Source organism: Pseudomonas gorinensis, assembly GCF_042015035.1.
Taxonomy (GTDB): domain Bacteria; phylum Pseudomonadota; class Gammaproteobacteria; order Pseudomonadales; family Pseudomonadaceae; genus Aquipseudomonas; species Aquipseudomonas gorinensis.
This window is the reverse complement of sequence record NZ_CP167125.1, coordinates 1,621,032-1,642,406: the sequence shown is the minus strand read 5'-3', so window position 1 is coordinate 1,642,406 and position 21,375 is coordinate 1,621,032. Positions and strand designations below refer to the sequence as shown.

At 60.2% G+C, this 21,375-nt stretch carries 11 protein-coding genes; 8 read left to right on the top strand and 3 right to left on the bottom strand.

The features are described 5' to 3' along the window. The first annotated feature begins 212 nt into the window (after positions 1–212). The 6 genes from AB7933_RS07375 to AB7933_RS07350 all read left to right on the top strand — a co-directional run bounded on the left by AB7933_RS07375 (position 213) and on the right by AB7933_RS07350 (position 10,522). Entirely contained in the window at positions 213–2,087 is a 1,875-nt protein-coding gene (locus tag AB7933_RS07375; protein ID WP_024073677.1) for a putative bifunctional diguanylate cyclase/phosphodiesterase, read from the top strand. Between the two features lie 73 nt (positions 2,088–2,160). Continuing rightward, complete coding sequence (locus tag AB7933_RS07370; protein ID WP_370531111.1) at positions 2,161–3,081, top strand: cytochrome-c peroxidase; 921 nt, start codon at positions 2,161–2,163, stop codon at positions 3,079–3,081. 10 nt (positions 3,082–3,091) lie between these two features. Next, positions 3,092–4,918 carry a DAHL domain-containing protein gene (locus AB7933_RS07365; RefSeq protein WP_024073675.1) on the top strand — a complete coding sequence of 609 codons (1,827 nt, stop codon included), beginning with the start codon at positions 3,092–3,094 and terminating at the stop codon, positions 4,916–4,918. Continuing rightward, positions 4,902–6,299: an ATP-binding protein gene (locus AB7933_RS07360; RefSeq protein WP_024073674.1), complete on the top strand. Its 1,398-nt coding sequence runs from the start codon at positions 4,902–4,904 to the stop codon at positions 6,297–6,299. Before AB7933_RS07365 ends, AB7933_RS07360 begins: the two co-directional genes overlap by 17 nt. A 271-nt stretch (positions 6,300–6,570) precedes the next feature. Further along, the gene (gene bglX, locus AB7933_RS07355) at positions 6,571–8,820 is read left to right on the top strand and encodes a beta-glucosidase BglX (protein ID WP_024073673.1); all 2,250 of its coding nucleotides are present in this window, start codon (positions 6,571–6,573) and stop codon (positions 8,818–8,820) included. An 82-nt stretch (positions 8,821–8,902) separates the two neighbouring features. Beyond that, entirely contained in the window at positions 8,903–10,522 is a 1,620-nt protein-coding gene (locus AB7933_RS07350) for an FMN-binding glutamate synthase family protein (RefSeq protein WP_024073672.1), read from the top strand. 39 nt (positions 10,523–10,561) lie between these two features. Here AB7933_RS07350 and AB7933_RS07345 read toward each other — a convergent pair whose 3' ends face one another. The 3 genes from AB7933_RS07345 to AB7933_RS07335 are packed head-to-tail and all read right to left on the bottom strand — an operon-like array spanning position 10,562 to position 13,399. Next, the gene (locus AB7933_RS07345) at positions 10,562–12,082 is read right to left on the bottom strand and encodes a glucosyltransferase domain-containing protein (RefSeq protein ID WP_024073671.1); all 1,521 of its coding nucleotides are present in this window, start codon (positions 12,080–12,082) and stop codon (positions 10,562–10,564) included. Then, positions 12,072–13,028 carry a glycosyltransferase family 2 protein gene (locus AB7933_RS07340; RefSeq protein ID WP_024073670.1) on the bottom strand — a complete coding sequence of 319 codons (957 nt, stop codon included), beginning with the start codon at positions 13,026–13,028 and terminating at the stop codon, positions 12,072–12,074. The genes AB7933_RS07345 and AB7933_RS07340 overlap by 11 nt, the downstream gene beginning before the upstream one ends. Beyond that, complete coding sequence (locus AB7933_RS07335; RefSeq protein ID WP_024073669.1) at positions 13,025–13,399, bottom strand: GtrA family protein; 375 nt, start codon at positions 13,397–13,399, stop codon at positions 13,025–13,027. The genes AB7933_RS07340 and AB7933_RS07335 overlap by 4 nt, the downstream gene beginning before the upstream one ends. Positions 13,400–13,622: 223 nt before the next feature. Here AB7933_RS07335 and AB7933_RS07330 point away from each other — a divergent pair, with 223 nt between their 5' ends. Together AB7933_RS07330 and AB7933_RS07325 are read left to right on the top strand one after the other, a co-directional pair. Beyond that, positions 13,623–14,762 carry an OpgC family protein gene (locus AB7933_RS07330; protein ID WP_024073668.1) on the top strand — a complete coding sequence of 380 codons (1,140 nt, stop codon included), beginning with the start codon at positions 13,623–13,625 and terminating at the stop codon, positions 14,760–14,762. 63 nt (positions 14,763–14,825) lie between these two features. Continuing rightward, complete coding sequence (locus tag AB7933_RS07325; protein WP_024073667.1) at positions 14,826–21,356, top strand: NEL-type E3 ubiquitin ligase domain-containing protein; 6,531 nt, start codon at positions 14,826–14,828, stop codon at positions 21,354–21,356. The last annotated feature ends 19 nt before the right edge of the window (positions 21,357–21,375 follow it).

Here is a 21,375-nt window from a genome sequence, read left to right as displayed (position 1 = left end):
AACCCTTATGTCACACCTTGACCCGTCACCGGGTGCCTGGTCGACTGGCGTTGCCTATCGTGCAGCAGGAACCGGGGTGATTTGACGCCAACTGGCCATCAAATTCAAGCGCGCTCGACTATGCTGTCACCGAAGGCCAACACTGTGCTTAAACGTAGTCTCAGGGAAGGGGTCGTTATGTCGTCGAGTCGTTTGCAGTTGGGGAGTGCGCCATGAGCCCGGATTCAGGACGGGCCAACCGTCGCATTCTGATCGTCGATGACTCGGCCTCGATCCATGAGGACTTCCGCAAGATCCTGTGTGCCGATCCAAACGGCGAGCCGTCCATGGACAGCCTCGAGGAAACCCTGTTCGGCACCGCGCCAGTGCTGCGCCAGGCCTTCGAGCTGGACTCCGCCTACCAGGGCCAGGAGGCGCTTGCCCTGGTCAATCAAGCCCTGGCGGCCGACGCCCCGTATGCCATGGTGTTCATCGACATGCGCATGCCGCCTGGCTGGGATGGCCTGCAAACCATTGAACAACTGTGGAACGTCGACCCCCACCTGCAAATTGCCCTGTGTACGGCTTATTCCGACTATTCCTTTGAAGCGATCGAAGCGCGGTTGAAGTACAACGACCAACTGTTGATCCTGAAAAAGCCGTTCGACCACCTGGAAATACGCCAGATGGCCAGCGCTCTCACCTGGAAATGGCAGCTCGCCCAGGACGTCGCACTCAAGGTCATTGGCCTGGAGCGCACCATTGAAGAACGGGTGCAGGAACTGCTGAAGGTGTCGCACCTGCTGCAATACGACGCGCTGACCGAGTTGCCCAACAGCACACTGCTGGGCGACCGATTGACCCAGGCCATTGCCCTCGGCAGGCGTCACGACACTCAACTGGCCGTCATCTTCATTGGCCTGGACCGGTTCAAGCGCATCAACAACGCCCTGGGTTATCCCGTGGGTGACGAGGTGCTCAAGCATGTCAGCCAAAGCCTGGTGGCAGCGGTGCGTGAGTCGGATTCGGTGTTCCGGTATGGCTCCGACGAGTTCGTCATCGTGCTCAACGATATTCAGCACCCTCGGCAAACCCAGCACGTCGCACAAAAATTGCTCAAGGCGATCAACATCACCCGGCATATCGCGAGCCATGACCTGAGCGTCACCGCGAGCCTGGGCATCAGTATTTATCCCAATGACAGCGGTACGGCGGTCGAGCTGATCAAGCACGCGGAAACCGCCATGCACGCCAGCAAGGAACATGGCCCGGACGACTTCAGGTTTTATACCGAGGACATGAACCTGCGCGCCCGGCACCAGCAAGACCTGGAAAGCGCGATGCACCAGGCGTTGGAACGCGACGAGTTTGTGCTGCACTACCAACCCAAGCTGGATTTGACATCCGGCCGCATCGTCGGGGCCGAGGCACTCTTACGCTGGTTTCAACCGCAATCGGGTTGGATCGGCCCAGCCGATTTCATACCCGTTGCCGAAGACAGTGGCCTGATCATCCCCCTCACCCAATGGGTGTTGCGCCAAGCCTGCACGCAAGCACAGGCCTGGCGCTCGATGGGCCAGTTTCCCCTGTGCATCTCTGTGAACATCTCGGCCCTCGACTTCCGCCAGCGGGATTTTGTCGCTAACCTGGCCGCCATCCTCGAACAGACCGGCCTGCCGCCCGCCCAGCTGGAGCTGGAGATCACCGAAAGCGTGCTGATGCAGAATGTCGACGACACCGTCGAAACCCTGCAGAAAATCAAGGCCATGGGGGTGCGCCTGGCGCTGGATGATTTCGGCACCGGTTACTGCAGCCTCAGCTACCTGCGCCGTTTCCCCATCGATGTGCTGAAGATCGATCAATCATTCGTGCACGGCTTGACTGTAAACAGCCGGGACAAACAGCTGATCAGCGCTATCATCGCCCTGGGCAAGAGCCTGGAGTTGAACATCATCGCCGAAGGGGTGGAAACCATCGAACAGTTGAATGTCCTCAAGGCGCTCCAATGTGAAGAGGGCCAGGGGTATCTGTTCAGCCAGGCCCTGCCCGCGAAGGACTTTGCCCAGTTGCTGCGGGTGGGTTGCGACTCGCTGATGCCCCGTCAATAGCCCCGTGCCTGCAAGGAGTGCTCGCTTGAGCGAAGTTCCAATTTACCGTCTTGGCCTCCTGCTCACGTTATGGATGGGCGCAGGAGCCCCGCTGGTGGCGGCGCCGCTGGACGAAGCGCTCAAACCGTTACCGCCGGTTCCGGAACTCGACCCGGCCAAGGTCGAACTGGGCCGCCAGTTGTTCAACGAGCCGCGCCTGTCGGTCAATAACACCCTGTCATGTGCCAGCTGTCATCGCCTGGAATCCGGTGGTGCCGACAACAAGCCGTTCTCCCTGGGCTTCGACGGTAAGCCCGTGGCGATCAACACCCCAACGGTGTTCAACGCCAGCCTGAACTTCAAGCAGTTCTGGAATGGCCGGGTGGACACACTGGAGGCGCAGATCGAACAAGTGGTCATCAGCCCGGTGGAAATGGGCAACGACTGGAAAACCGTGGTGCAGAACCTCTCCGCCCTGCCCGCCTATCAGGCGGCGTTCAAAGGCGCGTACCCCGATGGCGTGACTGCGGCCAACGTGCAAAACGCCCTGGCCACCTATGAGCGAACCCTGCTCACCCCGAATTCGCGCTTTGACCAATACCTGCTGGGCAACACCGAGATCCTGACGATCCAGGAAAAGTACGGCTACCAGCGCTTCAAGGACTACGGCTGCATTGCCTGCCACCAGGGGATCAACATCGGCGGCAATATGTTCCAGAAGTTCGGTGTGATGGGCGACTACTTCAAGGCGCGCGGCAACCCTGTCGAGTCGGACCTGGGGCGCTACCTGTTGACCCAGGATGAAGAGGACCGTCACGTGTTCAAGGTGCCGAGCCTGCGCAATGTCGCGGTCACGGCCCCCTATTTCCACGACGCCTCGGCCAAGACCCTGGAGGAAGCCGTCGACGTGATGTTCAAGTACCAGTTGGGCCGTATCCCGTCCGCGGAGGATAAAGACCTGATCATCCAGTTTCTCAAGACACTGACCGGCGAATGGGCAGGTAAACCGCTATGAGCCGACCATCATGACCCTCTCCCGCCGCCGCGCCAGCCAATTGTTCCTGGGGTGCATGACGATGTTGCTGGCCTCGATACTGGTCTTTCTGTACATCAAGTCCTCCAACGACCAGGCCGCCTCCTACACCCAGTCACGCGACCTGATCCGCCAGTTACAGCAACTCAACGCGCAGTGGGACAGCGAGGTGCTCAAGGCCAGGATCGCCATCACCCACAATTACGACCCGCTGGTGACGCCCCTCACAAAAATGACCCAGCTGTGGGCCGAGCTGGAAGCACATGACTCATACCACAACCCTGAAGACCTGCGCGCCTGGCAAGCCAGCCAACAAGCCTACCGGGAGGCGATCCAGGAAAAAGCCCGGCGGGTCGACCAGTTCAAATCCCACAATGCGGTGTTGCGTAACTCCCTGGCCTTCCTGCCGACGGCCGAAGACGATATCCAGGCGCAGTTCAACCAGGTGAACGGGCCCGCCAAACTGCAACTGCAAAGCGTGGCCACCGACACCTACGACTTGCTGCTCAGCAGCATGGAGTTCGCCCAGATCACCAGTGACGAGCGTGCCGCCGACATCCTCGTCGGCCTGGGCAAGCTGAACGTCAACAAAGAACTGTTGCCCAGCGCGTTCCAGGCCCCCGTGGACATTTTGAGCAATCACATCGAACTGATTTTGCGCGAGCAGCCGGTGGTCAACACCTTGCTCGAACAGATCGCCGCCATCCCGGTGGCCGAACGCCTGGATGAACTGACCACCCACCTCAATCAGGATCAACAGGCCGCCGACCGCATCGACCAGAAATACCATCGCTACCTGCTGGTGTTCTCGACCCTGCTGGTCGCCTTGTTGCTGTACCTGGCGATTCGACTGCTGCGCAGCGTCGCCGAGATAAACCGCGTCAATCGCGCCTTGCAGGCCGCCAACGAAACCCTGGAACAACGCGTCGAGCGGCGCACTCAACAGCTCAAGGATGCCCAGAGCGAGCTGATGGACAATGCCCGCCAGGCCGGCATGGCCGAGATCGCGACCAATGTGCTGCACAACGTCGGCAACGTGCTCAACAGCGTGAACATCTCCGCCGACCTGGTTGCCCGTAAACTGCGCAGCAGCAAGGCACAGGGCCTGGGCAAGGCCATGCAATTGATCAACGAGCACCAGGGTGACCTCGGCACCTTCCTCACCGAAGATGAAAAGGGCAAGCTGTTGCCCGGCTACCTGAACCAACTGGTAAACGCCATTGCCGTTGAACAGCAAGGGCTTACGGACGAGCTGGCACAACTGAGCAAGAGCGTCGACCACATCAAGGACATCGTCTCCACCCAGCAATCCTATGCGGGCGCATCCAGCCTGCTGGAACCGCTGGATATCAGTGCCTTGATGGAAGATGCCTTGCGCATGAACGCAGGCGCCCTGAGCCGTCATAACGTCACGGTGATCAAGGAATACGCAGCCGTGCCGCAGATCCTGGGGGACAAACATCGCCTGTTGCTGATCATGGTCAACCTGATCAGCAACGCCAAGTACGCCATGGCCAACCTGAGCGACCGGCCACGCCGCATCACCCTGTCCGTCACGCCCGTGGATGGCGACACCTTGCAGATCAGCGTCAAGGACGACGGCGAAGGTATACCCGCAGAGAACATGACACGGATCTTCACCCACGGCTTTACCACCCGCAAGGAAGGCCACGGCTTCGGCTTGCACAGCTGTGCCCTGGCCGCCCTGGAAATGAACGGCCAGCTCAGCGCCCACAGCGATGGGCCGGGCCAAGGCGCTATATTCACCTTGAAGATTCCTCTTACCCGGCCGGAAGTCAGTCATGAACCAACCACCTAACCGGCGCATTTTGCTGATCGATGACACGCCGTCGATCCACGACGATTTTCGCAAGATCCTGACGCCACCGATCGAGACCAACCAGGTGCTCGATGAAATGGAGTCAGCCCTGTTCGGCGACAGTACCCAACCGGCCGCCCCGGCATTCGAGCTGGACTCGGCCTATGGCGGCGAAGAGGGACTGGCATTGCTCGTCACCGCCATGGCCAAGCAACGTCCCTATGCATTGGCCTTTGTCGATATGCGCATGCCCCAGGGCTGGGACGGTGCCAAGACGATCGAGGAGCTATGGAAAGTCGCCCCCGACCTGCAAGTGGTGGTGTGCACGGCGTATTCGGATTATTCCTGGGAAGATTTGCTCGCCCGGCTGCAAGCCCATGACCGCCTGCTGATCCTGAAAAAACCCTTCGACAACATCGAAGTCCAGCAGATGGCCAACACCCTGACCAACAAATGGGACATGGCCCGCCGTGCCTCGCTGCAAAACAGCCACCTGGAACAATTGGTGGTGCAGCGCACCCAGGCGCTGACCCACGCCAGCGAGGCGCTGCAAATCGAAATCGACGAACGCAAACACCTGGAAAGCCAACTGGTGCAGTCGGAAAAGCTGGCGTCGCTTGGGCAACTGGCGGCGGGGGTCGCGCATGAGATCAATAACCCGGTGGGGTTTATCTCGTCCAACCTCAATACCCTCGACAGCTACTTCAGCCAACTGCAACAGATGCTGGGCGCTTACCGGCAGGCTGAGGAGATGATCGAATCGGGCGAGCAGCGTGATCAGCTCAAGGCTTTGCGCGAAAGCCTGGAGCTGGATTTTCTCAAGGAGGATATTCCGGTCCTGATCCATGAATCCAAGGAAGGCATCAACCGCGTGGTGCAGATCGTCAGGGACCTGAAAAACTTTTCACGGGTGGACAACGACCAGACCTGGCAGTGGGCCAACCTGCAACAAGGCATCGACTCGACGCTGAACATCGTCGCCAGTGAACTCAAGTACAAGGCCGACGTGGTCAAGCACTACCAGCCCTTGCCGGACATCGAGTGCCTGGCCTCGCAGCTCAACCAGGTGGTGATGAACCTGGTGATCAATGCGGCCCAATCCATGGGGCCGGAGCGCGGCACCATCACCCTGAGCACCGGCGTGGAAGGCGACACCATCTGGCTGGAAATCGCGGACAACGGCTGCGGGATTGCCCCGCAGGCCCTGCAAAAGATTTTCGACCCGTTCTTCACCACCAAGCCGGTGGGTGAAGGGACGGGGCTGGGGCTCTCGCTGTCGTATGGGATTGTGAAGAAACATCACGGGACTATTACGGTCAGCAGCGAAGTGGGCAAAGGCACCACCTTCCGGGTGGTGCTGCCCATTCGGCAGACGGCCTAGTCGCCCCGTACAGCTCGGCTTTTTTAGATCGATTGCAATAACGCCAAAGCGCAAACCAAGCCTAGGTAAATCGCCACGCGATCGAGGCGGCCCCTCAACCACAAGCCGCCACAAGACCAATGACCGGCAACAGCAGGAGCCGGCCCCGCCCACTCACACCACGCCGGCAGACGCCACTCAAAAAACCGTCCCGCACTGTCATTTCTGACAGTAGACGGCTTCGCCCACCCGTTGGACACTCAAAAAACACTGTCCGCCAGGGAAGGCTGTCATGGCTATTCGTCTCGTGGCATTGCTACTCGTCTGCCTTGCGCTATCGGCCTCGGCACAGACTGACCCGGTTGAATTGCTGCTGGCGCAAATGACGCTAGAGGAAAAAGCTGGCCAGCTCACCCAGTTGGGGACAGTGGACACCGTCACCGGCCCGGTGATTGACCAGGGCAGCCTGACCCACCCGCCGATGCAGACTGTGGGCTCGGTGCTCGGCATCTACGGTGCCGAACGGACCCGACAATTGCAGCAGAGCGTCGTAGAAGGTTCGCGCCTGCATATCCCGCTGTTGTTTGCATTTGATGTGATCCACGGTTTTCGCACCCTATTCCCGGTGCCCTTGGCCGAGGCGGCGGCCTGGGACCCCGACTTGTCGCAACGCACTGCCCATGCAGCCGCCATGGAGGCTTCGGCCAGCGGCCTGCATTGGACCTTTGCCCCCATGCTCGATATCACCCGCGACCCACGCTGGGGGCGGGTGGTCGAGGGGGCCGGGGAAGACCCGTTCCTGGGTTCGGCACTGGCGGTGGCAAGAGTCCGAGGGACTCACGGCGATGGGCCCCCCAACACGTCCTTCATGCTGTCCACCGCCAAACATTTTGTCGCTTACGGCGCCGCCGAAGGCGGACGTGACTACAACAGCGCCGACCTGTCACAACGCACCTTGCAAGAGGTCTACCTGCCGCCGTTCCAGGCGGCCGTAGAGGCCGGCGCGGATGCCGTGATGCCAGGGTTCGAGGAACTCGCGGGGGTTCCCATGCACAGCAACGCGCCCCTCCTCAAAGGTCTGTTACGCGGCCAATGGAGGTTTACCGGAATCATCGTCAGCGACTGGATGGGCGTGCATGAACTCATCCCCCATGGCGTGGCGGCCAGTCCAGCGGATGCCACGCGCAAGGCATTGAACGCCGGTGTCGAGATTGACATGGTCAGCCAGTCCTATAGCCGAAACCTGCCCGACCTGGTGCGCAACGGCCAAGTGTCGCTGACCACCGTGGATGAGGCCGTACGCCATATCCTCAGGGCCAAGCAGCGGCTGGGCCTGTTCGAAAATCCCTATCGCTACAGCGACCCTGCTCGAGAACGCGCCCAGACCCTGACCCCGCAAACCCGTGCCCTGGCTCGCGAGGCGGCACAGAAATCCATCGTCCTGCTGAAAAATTCAGGCGCGCTGCTCCCCTTGCCCAAGGACCTGCACACGTTGCTGGTGGTGGGCAGCCTGGCCACGGATGCCCAAGCCACGCTGGGCGCTTGGGCCTTGGCTGGAAATGCCAATGACAGCGTGACGATACTGGAAGGCATACAGCGCACTGTCTCCCCTGCTACCCAAGTGACCTACATCCCCGGAGCATCGCCTACCAGCCTGGACACCCAAGGCATAGCAGCGGCACAACAGGCCGCCCAGAAGGCCGATGTGGTGGTGGCCGTACTCGGCGAAACCGCCGACATGAGTGGAGAAGCCGCCAGTCGCGCCGACCTTGGCCTGCCCGGCGCCCAGGACGCGCTCGTGCAAACGCTGCTGGAAACCGGCAAGCCCGTGGTGATCATCCTGATGAACGGTCGCCCGCTGTCGCTCTCGAACAGCGCCCAACAGGCAACGGCCATTCTGGAGTCCTGGTTCCTTGGCAGTGAAATGGGGCAGGGTGTGGCCGACGTGCTGTTTGGCGATGTAAACCCCAGCGGCAAGCTGCCCATCACCTTTGCCCGCAGTGTGGGGCAAGTCCCCATCTACTATGGCTACAGGAACAGCGGGCGCCCGGCCACAGGCCAAAACCCGTACGAATCCACCTACCTGGATTTGCCCTCGACGCCCGCGTATGCCTTTGGTTTTGGTTTGAGCTACACCACCTTCGCCTACTCGGCCCCCCAACTGAGCACCGAACGCCTCGCCTCGACCCAGTCCCTGAACGTCCGCGTCACGGTGACCAATACGGGCCAGCGGGCGGGAGACGAAATCGTCCAACTCTATCTACGCGATGATGTCGCCAGCGTGGCGCGCCCGGTCCGCCGACTGCGAGGCTTTCGCAAAGTACACCTGGCCCCTGGCGAAGCCCGGATCGTCGAGTTCACCCTTGGCCCGGAAGACTTTGCCCTGCTCGACGATGACTTGTTGCCCGTGGTCGAAGCCGGCACCTTTACTCTATTCGTCGGCGGCAGTTCCACGACCGACAATCAAGCCACCTTTGAGGTCACCGACAGCCGCCGCCTGCATGCGCTTGGCCCCGCCATCCCGAGGCAGCTCAGACGCTGAATGCGCTTGGCGGTTGTCCAGGCTTTCCCTCCGGGAGCAGAATGCGGCACCGACCTGAAGAGTCCGAACCCAAGGTAACCGTATGAGCCTGTCCTTGCTAAGCCGTTACGCCTTCTTTGCCGTATGCGTCATTTTCACCCTCGCCAGCCTGCCTTTTATCGAATATGAATGGCTGTGGCCCATCACGATAGTCACCGGCATCCTCAGTCTGATCGGCCTGTTCGACCTGCTGCAAAGCCCCCACGCGGTGCGCCGCAACTACCCGATCCTGGGCAATATCCGATACCTGGTGGAGGCGATTCGCCCGGAAATCCGCCAGTACCTGCTGGAATCCGACAGCGACGCCCTGCCCTTCTCACGCGCCCAGCGCTCGCTGGTCTACTCACGGGCCAAGAATGAAACCGCCGACAAACCCTTCGGCACCCTGATCGATGTGTACCAGTCGGGCTTTGAGTTTATCGGCCACTCCATGCGTCCGGCGCCACTGAGCGACCCCAGCACCTTTCGCGTGATGGTCGGCGGCCCGCAATGCACGCAGCCCTATTCCGCGTCGGTGTTCAACATCTCGGCGATGAGCTTCGGCTCCCTGAGCGCCAACGCGATCCGCGCGCTCAACCAGGGCGCCAAGCTGGGCAATTTCGCCCATGACACCGGCGAAGGCAGCATCAGCCCCTATCACCGTGAAAACGGCGGTGACCTGACCTGGGAGCTGGGCAGCGGCTACTTCGGCTGCCGCACCAGTGACGGCCGCTTCGACCCAGAACGCTTCGCCGCACAGGCGCAGAACCCGCAAGTGCGCATGATCGAAATCAAGATGAGCCAGGGTGCCAAGCCCGGCCATGGCGGTATCCTGCCCAAGCACAAAGTGACCCAGGAGATCGCCGAGACACGCGGCATCCTGATGGGCGAAGACTGCGTCTCGCCCTCGCGCCACAGCGCGTTCTCCACACCGATCGAGTTGATGCAGTTCATCGCCCAGTTACGCGAACTGTCCGGCGGCAAACCGGTGGGCTTCAAGTTCTGCCTGGGCCACCCGTGGGAATTCATGGGCATCGCCAAGGCCATGCTGGAGACCGGCATCCTCCCGGACTTTATCGTGGTCGACGGCAAGGAAGGCGGCACCGGCGCCGCGCCCGTGGAGTTCACCGACCATATCGGCGTACCGCTGCGTGATGGCTTGCTGTTCGTACACAACACCCTGGTGGGCCTGAACCTGCGCGACAAGATCAAGCTGGGCGCCAGCGGCAAGATCGTCAGCGCATTCGATATCGCCAGCGTGCTGGCCATCGGGGCTGACTGGGCCAACTCGGCGCGGGGCTTCATGTTCGCCATCGGCTGCATTCAGTCGCAAAGCTGCCACACCAACAAATGCCCGACCGGCGTCGCCACCCAGGACCCACTGCGCCAACGCGCCCTGGTGGTACCGGACAAGGCCCAGCGCGTATTCAACTTCCACCGCAACACCCTCAAGGCCCTCGCCGAAATGCTCGCTGCCGCGGGTTTGGACCATCCGTCGCAGCTGTCAGCCAAGCACTTGGTGCGACGCATGTCGGCCACCGAGATCAAGCTGTTCTCGCAGTTGCATGTGTTCCTCAAGCCGGGGGAGTTGCTGACTGGGGAAGTGAACGGCGAGTTTTATTCGCGCATGTGGCAGATGGCGCGGGCGGATAGTTTTGAGGCCCATGAGGTGGCGGCCGCTTAAAGAGGCATGGACGCCGGCTTTCGGCGCCCATGCCTGCGCTCATTTTTCATTGAGTTGCAGGGTGTAGTCTTCAGGGTCGAGAATTTCCTTGAACACAATAAAACCGCCCTGCTCCGTCAGGTAAATCGAATAGAACTTTCTGTCCACCACTCGGCTATAGCGATTGCCAGCAGCGATGGCAGCCTCAAAATTCTCCCGGTCACCCTCCACCACATTATTGATGCCTAACCGGGTCATGAATTGAGGATGCAGCAAGGTATTAGCATCACTCAATAGATACCTCAGGGATGGCATGTACGTCATTGCCGCGTGACCTCGTGGCAACCAGTTACCCGCCGTTAGGGGACCGACATAATAAAAAATCGGTGCGGCGCTCAGTGACTCGTGAGCAACAATGTCATAGGCAATGTATTGGGCCACGGCCGTCTCCAGCTCTTTTTTGGCTATTAATACCTGCCCAAAGGCGTAGCAGAATGAAAACATGAACAGCACCGGCATCACTAACAGCACGCGCAATGGTTTCCAGACCCGGCCTAATACGTCGTAACTCAGTAACAGCAACAAAACCAACACGGCAGAAAAACCAATATAGTTTCTGGCATCCAAGTTAGGTTCGGCCAAAAACAAGATAGCCCCTGGCACACATAACAACAAAACCGGTAGAACGCCCAGGCACGCAATCAAGACCACTATTTTCCCCAGCGGACGGCCTTGCAGCGTAGCGATACTTGCAAGCCAGGATAATAACCCCACGCTAGCGACAACCAGCAAACCCACAAACAAAGCAGCGTTCCAGGCATTCGCCAGTGAATAAATACTACCCATGGAAAATAGGAACTTTCTTTGTACGACACTGAGCCAGTTCGCGTCGAACAGGATACTGTCACCGCGATGACTGGTGATGAACTGATAAGCCGTCAGATAGTAGATCAAGCCTGCGCAGAGCAACTGCAACCCGCGCTGGAGCAATGTATACAGGATGCTATTGACCTCGATCCTGTTTCTCACCCCCCACAAGCACTCAATACAGCAAAGGCCGATGAACAGGGTAATCGTCAACTGATATAACGCCAGCGTTACAGCCATCGACACTGCCGCCACCAGCCCGCGCAGAAACACGTTTTCGACTGTACAGGTGATCGCATAAATAACCGCCGCCACCGCCAGTATCATTCCAGGACCATCGTATTGATAGGCGATATTACCCAGAAAGAACGGATTACATAGAACAGGCAATACCACCAGACAGGCAACCCAACTTGGCGTCGGAAAATACCAGCACGTCAGGCGTGTCATAGCCAAAACCATGGCAAATACAGAAATCAATAATGGCAAAGGAAATATATTGGTGGTGCCGCCGGTGAAGGTTAAAAACTTATGCAGCACTTCAAGCAAGATTCGTCCCTGATTTTTCCAACCGTCTCCCGCCAGTAATAAAGAGCGCCAACTGTCATCGATATAGGCATAGTCCGCGCGAATGACGGGGTACACATAAATCAGTGAAACCACACTGAAGAACACCACCACCTGTTTTTTAGTCAATACCGGTTCATTCCACATGACGCATGCCCTCCTCGGTCGCTCTGCTCCGTATCACGTCCTTCACCACATACCTCGGCCGATGCTTGGCCTCCATATAAATCCGCCCCACATACTCGCCCAATATCCCAATCCCAATCAGCTGCACGCCGCCCAAGAACAAGATCGCCGTCATCAACGACGGATACCCCGGCACCGCATTGCCGAACAGCACTTTGTCGAGCACCAGGTACCCGGCATACACCAATGCCAGCAGCGAAATACAGCCACCGATATAGCTCCATAACCGCAGGGGCAAGGTGCTGAACGAGGTGATGCCATCCAGCGCGAGGTTCCACAGTTTCCAGGCGTTGAACTTGCTCTGGCCAATTACACGCGGGGCGCGGTTGTATTCGACGATGGCCACGTCAAAACCGGCCCAGGACAACACGCCTTTCATGAACAACTGCTGTTCGGGCAGGGCCTTGATCACGTCCACGACCTTGCGGTCCATCAACCGGAAGTCGCCGACGTTTTCCTCGATGTGGGGATAAGCGATATGGTTGAGCAGGTGATAGAACAGCGACGCACTGTGACGCTTGAGGTAGCCGTCAGTGGAGCGGTCCCGGCGCTTGGCCAGCACCACATCCGCGCCTTTCTGCCATTCGGCCAGCAGTTGCGGGATCACTTCGACCGGGTCTTGCAGGTCGACATCCATGGGGATGACGGCGTCCCCCCTGGCATGTTCAAGCCCGGCGAACAGTGCTGCTTCCTTGCCGAAGTTACGCGATAAATTGATCAACACCACGTCGTGGTCGACCAAGGCGATCGCCCGGGTGTTTTCGGCGGTGCGATCGGTGCTGCCGTCGTTGATAAATACGATCTCGACCGTGTAATCGCGCAATGCGGGCTCTTGTCGAACAGCCTGGTAAAACACTTTCACCGCCTGCTCTTCATTAAACAGCGGCACCACCAGAGAGAGTTTCATTGCCCACGCTCACGAAACACCACCCACTTCGACAGCAGGAAACCGCACACCAGGCTCACCAGCGAGAACGCCACCACCGTGACCAGCCCCGGCAGGCGCCAGCGATCGGCAAGCCAACCCACGGCCAGGCTCACCCCTCCCATGCACAGCATGAACAGTGCATAACGCGGCAGCGACACCGGCATGGCAAAGGTGTAAATCGCATTCAAATAGAAGGAGAAGGACGCAGCGGCGCAAAACGCGAAAAAGTTGCTCGCAGCCTGATTGAGTTCAAACGCCACCCTGAAGACAAAAAACAGCTGCCAATGGATCACCGTATTGGCGATACCAATTGCCGTATAGCGGGAGAATCCCTTCCACAGTCTGGTCATACCGTTGCCCTGTCGCGTCCCGTTCCAGCAGGCCACGGCAAACGCGATACGTCTACTGTCAGACTTAACAGGTAGCCCACCCGTAGACTTGAGACATTCAGAAATACCCAGCCTTTGCAATTGCTTACAAATACCGCCAACCTGCGCCCGCCCGACGTGCGGCGTATGACAACTCCCACCTGCACCGGTCATTACTAAACCTATTGTTCAAGAGCCCGCTGCCATGCTGAACGGACGCGACCCACGCATCGATTTTTTTCGGGGCCTGGCGTTGATCTTCATTTTCTGGGATCACGTCCCCCACAACCCTCTCGGCCAAATCACCCTGCGCAATTTCGGATTCAGCGACGCGGCAGAAGTGTTTGTGTTCCTCGCCGGTTACGCCGCCGTGCTGGCCTACGGCAAGATCCTGCGACGCGACGGCTACTGGCTGGCTTCGTTGAAAATCCTGCGCCGCGCCTGGGTGTTGTACGTGGTGCATATCTTCCTGTTGGCGATGCTGATGGGCATCGTCTTCTTCGCCAACAGCCATGTGGAGACCCGCGACCTGGTCGAAGAAATGGGCCTGACGCACTTCGTCACCCACCCGCAGCAAGCCCTCACCGATGAACTGTTGCTGCGCTTCAAGCCCAACCTGATGGACCCGCTACCGTTGTATATCGTGCTGCTGGCGGGGTTGCCGCTGGTGCTCCCGCTGTTGCTGCGCAACACGTGGGCGGTAGTCAGTGTGTCGCTGGCGGTCTACCTGCTGGCCCCGCATTTGGGCTGGAATCTGCGGGCGATTGCCGACGGTGTGTGGTACTTCAACCCCGTCACCTGGCAGTTGCTGTTTGTGCTCGGCGGCGCTGCGGCGATTCATTCCAGCCAGCCACATCCGGCGCAAACCCCGGGTCGGCTTCGTCAGCCCTTGTTTGTCGCAGCCGCCCTCTACTTGCTGCTGGCCGGGCTCCTGACCCTCTCCTGGCGCTGGCCCGAGTTCCATGACGCCCTGATGCCAGCGGCACTCGGCGACCTGCTGTACCCCATCAGCAAAACCGACCTGTCGCCCGTGCGTCTCTTGCACTTTTTGGCCCTGGCTTATGTCACGGCCAAACTCTTGCCCCATGACCGCTGGGCCCACCATTGGCTGGCGCAGCAGTGCTGCCGCATGGGCCGTTATTCCCTGGAGGTGTTCTGCCTGGGGGTGCTGTTGGCACCGCTGGCTGACATGCTCAATGCCCTGGCCGGCGACGCGCTGGCCATGCAGTTGTTCAGTGCGCTATCGGGCGTGTTGATCATGGCGTTGCTGGCGGCCTGGCTGGACTACAACAAGTGCCTGGATGAAACATTGCGCACCCGCGCGGCCCACCTAACAAATAGTTAACGCCAGCGAGGCCGCGGGCGATGCTTCCATGAACCTTTCCACTTTCGTGAAAGGTTATGGCACATGTCCACTTATCAACTGCTCAATGGGCTATCAGGAAACTTGCAATCCAGCGCGTCCTGGTCCCGACAACAGGCCCTCGAGCAGATCCAGCACAACGTGATTCAAGCCCTGAGCAGCTTGAATGCGCAGGAACGAACGCGATACCTCACCTTGCAGCGCGAGGCATTGGACGCCCACAAGGCCCTGGAAGACGCCCAGCAAGCCCATACCCAGGACTTCAAGGCCGAGGGCCTGGCGCAATTGCGGGAAAAGCTCGGTGGGCGCGACCCCGAGCAATACACCCTGTTCACCCGCTACAAGGAGAAACGCGAGCAACCCTTCCCCTGGGACCCACCCGATGAGGCGATAAGCCTCAGGGAAGAGTTAACCCGAAGAACCACCCGACGGCGTCGGGCCCAATACGACTTTCATTACATCGATCATCTCAAGCAGCTGTCGCTGTGGGAGGCCGCGTGTCTGAACTTTGGCTTCACCCACGCCATCCCCGGCGACTCGGGTTTCAGCGTGGTCGAAGCCAGCTATGTGGTCGGGCCGGACAATGACAGAAGCCTGAACGCGGCAACCTTTATCAAGGTCGCTCGTGAACTGGATCTGGGCGGCCAATTGCGTGACAAAACCAAAATCGCCATGGCCGCCGATGGCCCGCTGCGCCCCTTATTCGCCGCTTGCGCCAAAGCCAGCCTGCGCTTCGAGGCCATCGAAGCCTACCGCAACCGCGCCACCACCGGCGTCACCCTGGAGCACTTCAACCGACTGGACGCCGCCATCAGCGGCGACGGCCCACCGTTGCCGTTCGACACCCTGAGCCTGAGTTCCGGCGTCACCCCCATCATCGCGGTGCCCTTCGTGCCCTGGGAAACCAGCATACCCACGCCCTTGTTCTTGATCCGGGTGGCCAGCCTGGGCGTGCTGTCCTATTTCCCCTTCCGCCCCGGCGGCGCGCTGCGCTACCACGAAGACGCCCAGGCTGCCGAACGCGCGTTTCGGGAGCAATTGCACCAGAGTCACGAGCACAAAGACCTGAGCTGGTTCGCCCGGCAATTGCCCCTGGTCGGCATGTCGGTGTTCAAAGCATTGATCGACAAACAGGAGCCGCTCACACGGTTCAACTGGCTGGGGGGGAGCCTCTATAACGCATTTCACCGCGCGTTCCCGAAAAAAACCCTCGACAACATCCGCTTCAGCACTGATATCAAGCCCAGTCGTGAAGTCTCCCTGGTGCAGGCCTATACCTACCGGCAGGTCCAGCGCTTTCAGGCAGACCTGGATACCCTGGCCGAAACACGCGCCGAGAAGGACTGGCAAGCGCTCAAGGACGCGGTGGCAGCCATCGCCGCAGAAGTGCTGCAATTGCTGCTGACACCCCTGCCCGGCGGCGTCACGGGCATGAACCGGGTCATGCAACTCGCGGTGATGGGCAGCCTGACCTACAGCGTCGCCCAGGGCGTGAATGAGTTGGCCAAAGGCGAAGCCAGTGGATTTGCCTCGGCGCTGGCCGATGTCGCCGACCTGGCGATCAGCGGCAAATTGATCTCAACGGCGGGCCGCGTCCATCGCCAGCGCATGCTCCAATACCTGGAAAAACTCGGTCACCCACAAAAAATCACACGTCCCGACGGCACCCATGGGCTATGGAAACCCGACGCCCAGCCTTATGCCCATGACAATCAACGCCTGGTCGACGGGACCACCCCCAACGCCTTGGGCATCTATACGTTCAATGCACGCCACTACGCCAAACTGTGCCAGGGCGAAATGGACGTGCTGGTCGAGGTCCGGTTCGACCCGTTGAGCAAACGCTACGTACTCATCAAAGCCACCGACGGATATACCCCGGCGATTGTCTTCGACCCGGCGACCCAGGCGTGGACCTTCGATTTGCAGAACGCCCATACCCTCTCCAACCTTGAGTTGGTGCAACGCATGCTGCCCAACGGCGCGTCGCCCCCCACTCCGCAAGACCTTGAACATATGCTGCGCAGCACCGCCACCACGCGCGCCACCCTGGATAACGTCTGGCGCGCCGAGGCGGCACCACTGAACCTGATCGAAGGGGTCAGGCGCCTGCAAGTCGACCGTGTCATCCAGCACGTCATCGAGCAGTTCCCCTTGCCCGGCCAATGGCCCGCGCATGCCGACAGCGCGGTCTTTTGCCTGCTGACGCAATTGAGCGGCTGGCCGGCCGACACGCTGCTCAACATCCACGACCCACAAGGCACGCTGATCGAGACTTATGGCAAGACCGGACAACCACCATCGCGCCCGCACACCATCAACCTCAAGCGCCGTGACGATGGCAGTTACACGGGCCTGAGCCCACAGAGCATTGGCCCCGAAGGCAACGAACACCTGCTTGAACTGATCATTCGCCAGCAGCCAGGGGGTTCGAGCCTGGGCAAGGAAGGCCAGCCCGGCGCCTCCGAAGCCCAGCGCATCAGCACCGTGCGCCAACAGGTCGCGGCATTGGCACGCACCGAGAGGCTCACCCTGTTCTCGGCCCTGTTCAATTACTGGGGCTACGAAAAAGCCGAACTGAGCGTCGCCCCCGGCGCCCGACGGTTTCTGCCGATCAAGGTGTCACGTTCCCTGGCCCCCCTCACGCCCTTGCTGAAAAAACTGCGCGACCTCAACCCGCCCCTGACCGCCGCCAACCTGGATCTGATACTGGGCCAACACCCGTTGACGGCGCGCCAGCAGGAGGCTTTTCTCGCGGGCGGCACACTGCCCACTGCGTTTGTTGACGTCATCGATCATCACCGCACCGCATTGCGCATCGACGCGATCATCGACGCCCTGTACCACCCACGCGAATTCAATGCAGACACTGACCTATGGGCCAGGGAGATCGCCGGCTCCCTGATACGCGGCACACTCAAGCGTCCCTTCGTGATCACCGAGGTCGCCCTGGGAAAACCCTACGTGCCCAGCGGCCCGGACGATCGCACGGTGAACCTGCGCTTTTACCCCAACGGTCTCTACCAGGCCTACGACATTGCCAATGGTGGAGAGATCCCGGTCTCGCCCGCCCACGACAGTTTTTACCTGGCCATTGCCTCGGTGCTCCAGCCTCACGAGCGCGAACTACTGGGCATGAACAGCGCCACCGATGCCAAGGGCCTGCGCAAAACCCTGGGCGATACCATGAGCGCCCGGCGCAACCCCGAAGGTTTCGTCAGCCTGCTCAATGGATCGTTAATGCAGTACGAACACGACCTGATGCTGCCATCGCACCTCCCGCCCAGCGCCAACGGGCTTTTCACCCTTGAGGGCAAGGACTACCTGCCACTTTCGGGCCGCCTTTACCAGGTCACGTTCGATAAAACCCTGTTCAAGTGGCGGCTTAAACACCCCAGCAAACTCGGGGTCGACACCCCGCTTCTGGAGCACAACGGCCAGGGCGCCTGGCGGCTGGCCAGCGAGCAGCCGATGGTATGGGACACTCATCAGTTGTTCCATCGCCTGGGCCACCCGCACTACGCGGTCACCCAGCAACAGGCCAACCGCATCCTGGCCCTGACCGACACCCCGGCGCATGTCCTGCGCGAGGTCCACCACGCCGGTCACCCGGCACCGCCCTTGCTCGCCGACACCAGCAAACGCTTCAAGATCGAACAACAGATCCAACACTTCATCGACGCGTTGCGGGTGGACCCCAACAGCAAGGACGCCAACCCGGAGCTGCAACTGTTGATTATCTCCGGGTTGCCGGGGTGGCCAGACAGCCACAGGTTGCAGATCCTCGGCCCTCGGAACCAGGTGCGCTACCAATACCCCGCGACGCAGGCGACCAACGTTGAAACGATCAACGTGACCGAGCAACACTACAAAGAAGGCCGGTTACTGAACGAACTCACCCGCCACGACGCGCTGATCAACGCCTTGCTCGGGGAGTTGCCCAGCCTGGCTGACGAGCGGCTGTTCAAACTGGTGCAAAAAGTCGTCACGTTCGCACAGGATCACACGAACCAACTCTTCGATTCGCTCTACAAGGAAAGTGAACAGTACCGTCCCCATGCACTGCGAGAGCAATTCAAGACCCAACATGCCGAACTCCCCAACAGCGCTATCGAGGGCATCCTGGGCCATGCAACCCCTCGCGAACTCAAGCAACTGCATGAACACGGCAAGACCAGCCTGCGCCTGACCGAACAAGCCCGGCTGACCGCCCACGAAGTGCGCTTGAATCGCGCCTTCGAAGGCTTGTACATGGACAGCCTGGTCAACCCGGACAGCGACAAGATCACCCTGCACCTGCTCAAGGCTGTAACCGGTTGGCCCGCGGACCTGCGCATTGAGGTACGCGACAGGCATTTCAACGGCCCCAGCATCGAAGGTGCGGGACACGCGGCCGGCACGAACCGCAAAGTGCTGGTCAAGAAAGGCGCGGTCTACCACCCCTACAGCCCTCAAGGCACGGCCCTTACCGCTCCGCTCGGCAGCGGCAGCAACCTGCTCCCGGCCATCGTCCAGACCCTGGGCGCTAGCGAACGGACATCACTGGGGATCACCGACGAACTCGACCTTTCCGAGCTCCAGGCGCAGATCGCCAACCTGGCATTCTCCCAGCGCGTAGAAATGAAAAGCCTGCTGGGCCTGCCCCATCTGCAACCCTGGCTGCAACCGGCCATGGGCCTGGACCGCTCATTCCTGGCGTATCCCGTTTTCAGCTGGCTCTGGCCATTCGGTGGCCAACGAGCGCCAGACCTGGTGAGCCGGGTGCAGGAATTGTATCCCCGGTTCGACAACACTACCGCCAATGCCCTGATCCGCGGCCTGGGCCTGAGTGAACCCGATCTGTTGATCGAGCTGGACCGGCGGCAGGCCGAATTCCGCACCATGGACATCGAGCTGTCCCGCTGGAGCGACACGCCGCAAGCCATCGATGACCCGCAGGTAGACCCCTTGGGCTTGAACCTCGGCCAACGTCGCTACATCGCCAACCAATTGCGCCGGGCCTGGCGATGCGAAGAACCGCAGCAATACGTGGAACACCTGATGTATACCTCGTCGCTGCAACTGCAGCTCGACGAGAACGATCTGCCCCCAGCGTCCTTTCTCACGGGAACCACCGGTTTCAGTCATATCGAACACTTGAGGCTCTCAGGCAACCGCTTCCCCGCCAACGGCAATGCGTTCCTCGCCAAGTTTTCCGGGCTTCGCTACCTGCACCTCGACTGCTTGTTAACCGAGCTGCCCACCTCGGTCACCGACATGACCAGCCTCACCATTCTGAACCTGAGCGATAACGCGATTGTATTGACCCCAGACTCCGCCACCCGCCTGGCAGGCATGGTCAACCTGAAGGCCCTCCAGCTCAGCGGCAACCCCCTGGGCATTGCTCCCGATATCACTCGGATGCCCCAACTGCATACCCTCGATCTAAGGGAAACCGGTATCAGCCAATGGCCGGTGGGCGCCGCCACACATGACGAGTTGTCCAGCCTGAACCTGCGGGACAATCTGATCACCGATATCCCCGAAGCGGTCTTTACCCATCCAGGGGCGTTCCTGCGAAACCGCAATATCGAGCTGCGCGGCAACCCGCTGTCGGATCAAACCCGGCAACGTATCGCGCGGTACAACGCCCAGATGGGCAACAGCATGCAGGGCGCTGCGGCGGACCTCGTGGCCGTGGCGCCTGATGTCACGCCGTGGCTCGATGCCCTGGACCGGGTTCAGTGGGGAACGGCGACAGAACTCTGGCAAGCACTGGCCAGCCATGAAGGTGCTCGATCCGATGATGTATTCAGCGTCCTGGCAGACTTGACCCAATCGCTGGATTACAGGCAAGGCGGGCAGATCAAAAAGAACCTGAGCCTGCGGGTCTGGCGGTTGCTCAATGCACTGGGAGACTCCACCGAACTGCGGGAAACGGTGTTTCTCAACACCTATGCGGCGGGTACCTGTGGCGACGGCGCCATCCTGACCTTCAGCAACATGGAACTGATGTACCGTACTCACCAGACCCTCGCTCGCCACGACAAGGATCGGATCGATCGGGAATTGCTGGGCCTGGCCAGGCAGGTGTATTTCCTCGAGCACCTGGATCGACTCGCCGAAAATCACATCGGTCGATTGAATCAAGCGTACGCCGACACACCCCGCTACACCCCGCCGGACCCGGCAGAAATCATACTGTTCTATCGGGTCAGGCTACGCGAGGAATTCAACCTGCCCATTGCCACCGAGCAGATGCTGTACACCGTGGAGACCTACGGTGTGCGCGAAGCCGATATCACCGCCGCCCGACAGACGCTGCGCGCGTTGGACACGCCCTCGTTGCTGCTGGAGTCGTACAAGACTCGGGACTTCTGGCTCAGGTACCTGGAACGCCGGTTCCCCGAACCGTTCATGACGATCAAAAACGTGACCCGGTACCAAAAAGAGCAGTTGAACCGGGAAGTGCCCGACAAGCATTCGGATGAATACCTGGACCGGTTGCAAGCGCTGATCGACCTGGAAACCGCCGAACGCCAGCGCCTGATCAGGCAGTTGACCGAAGCGGCGGTTCACGCCATGCGACGTCCGTGACCACGCCAGGGGCCGCCGT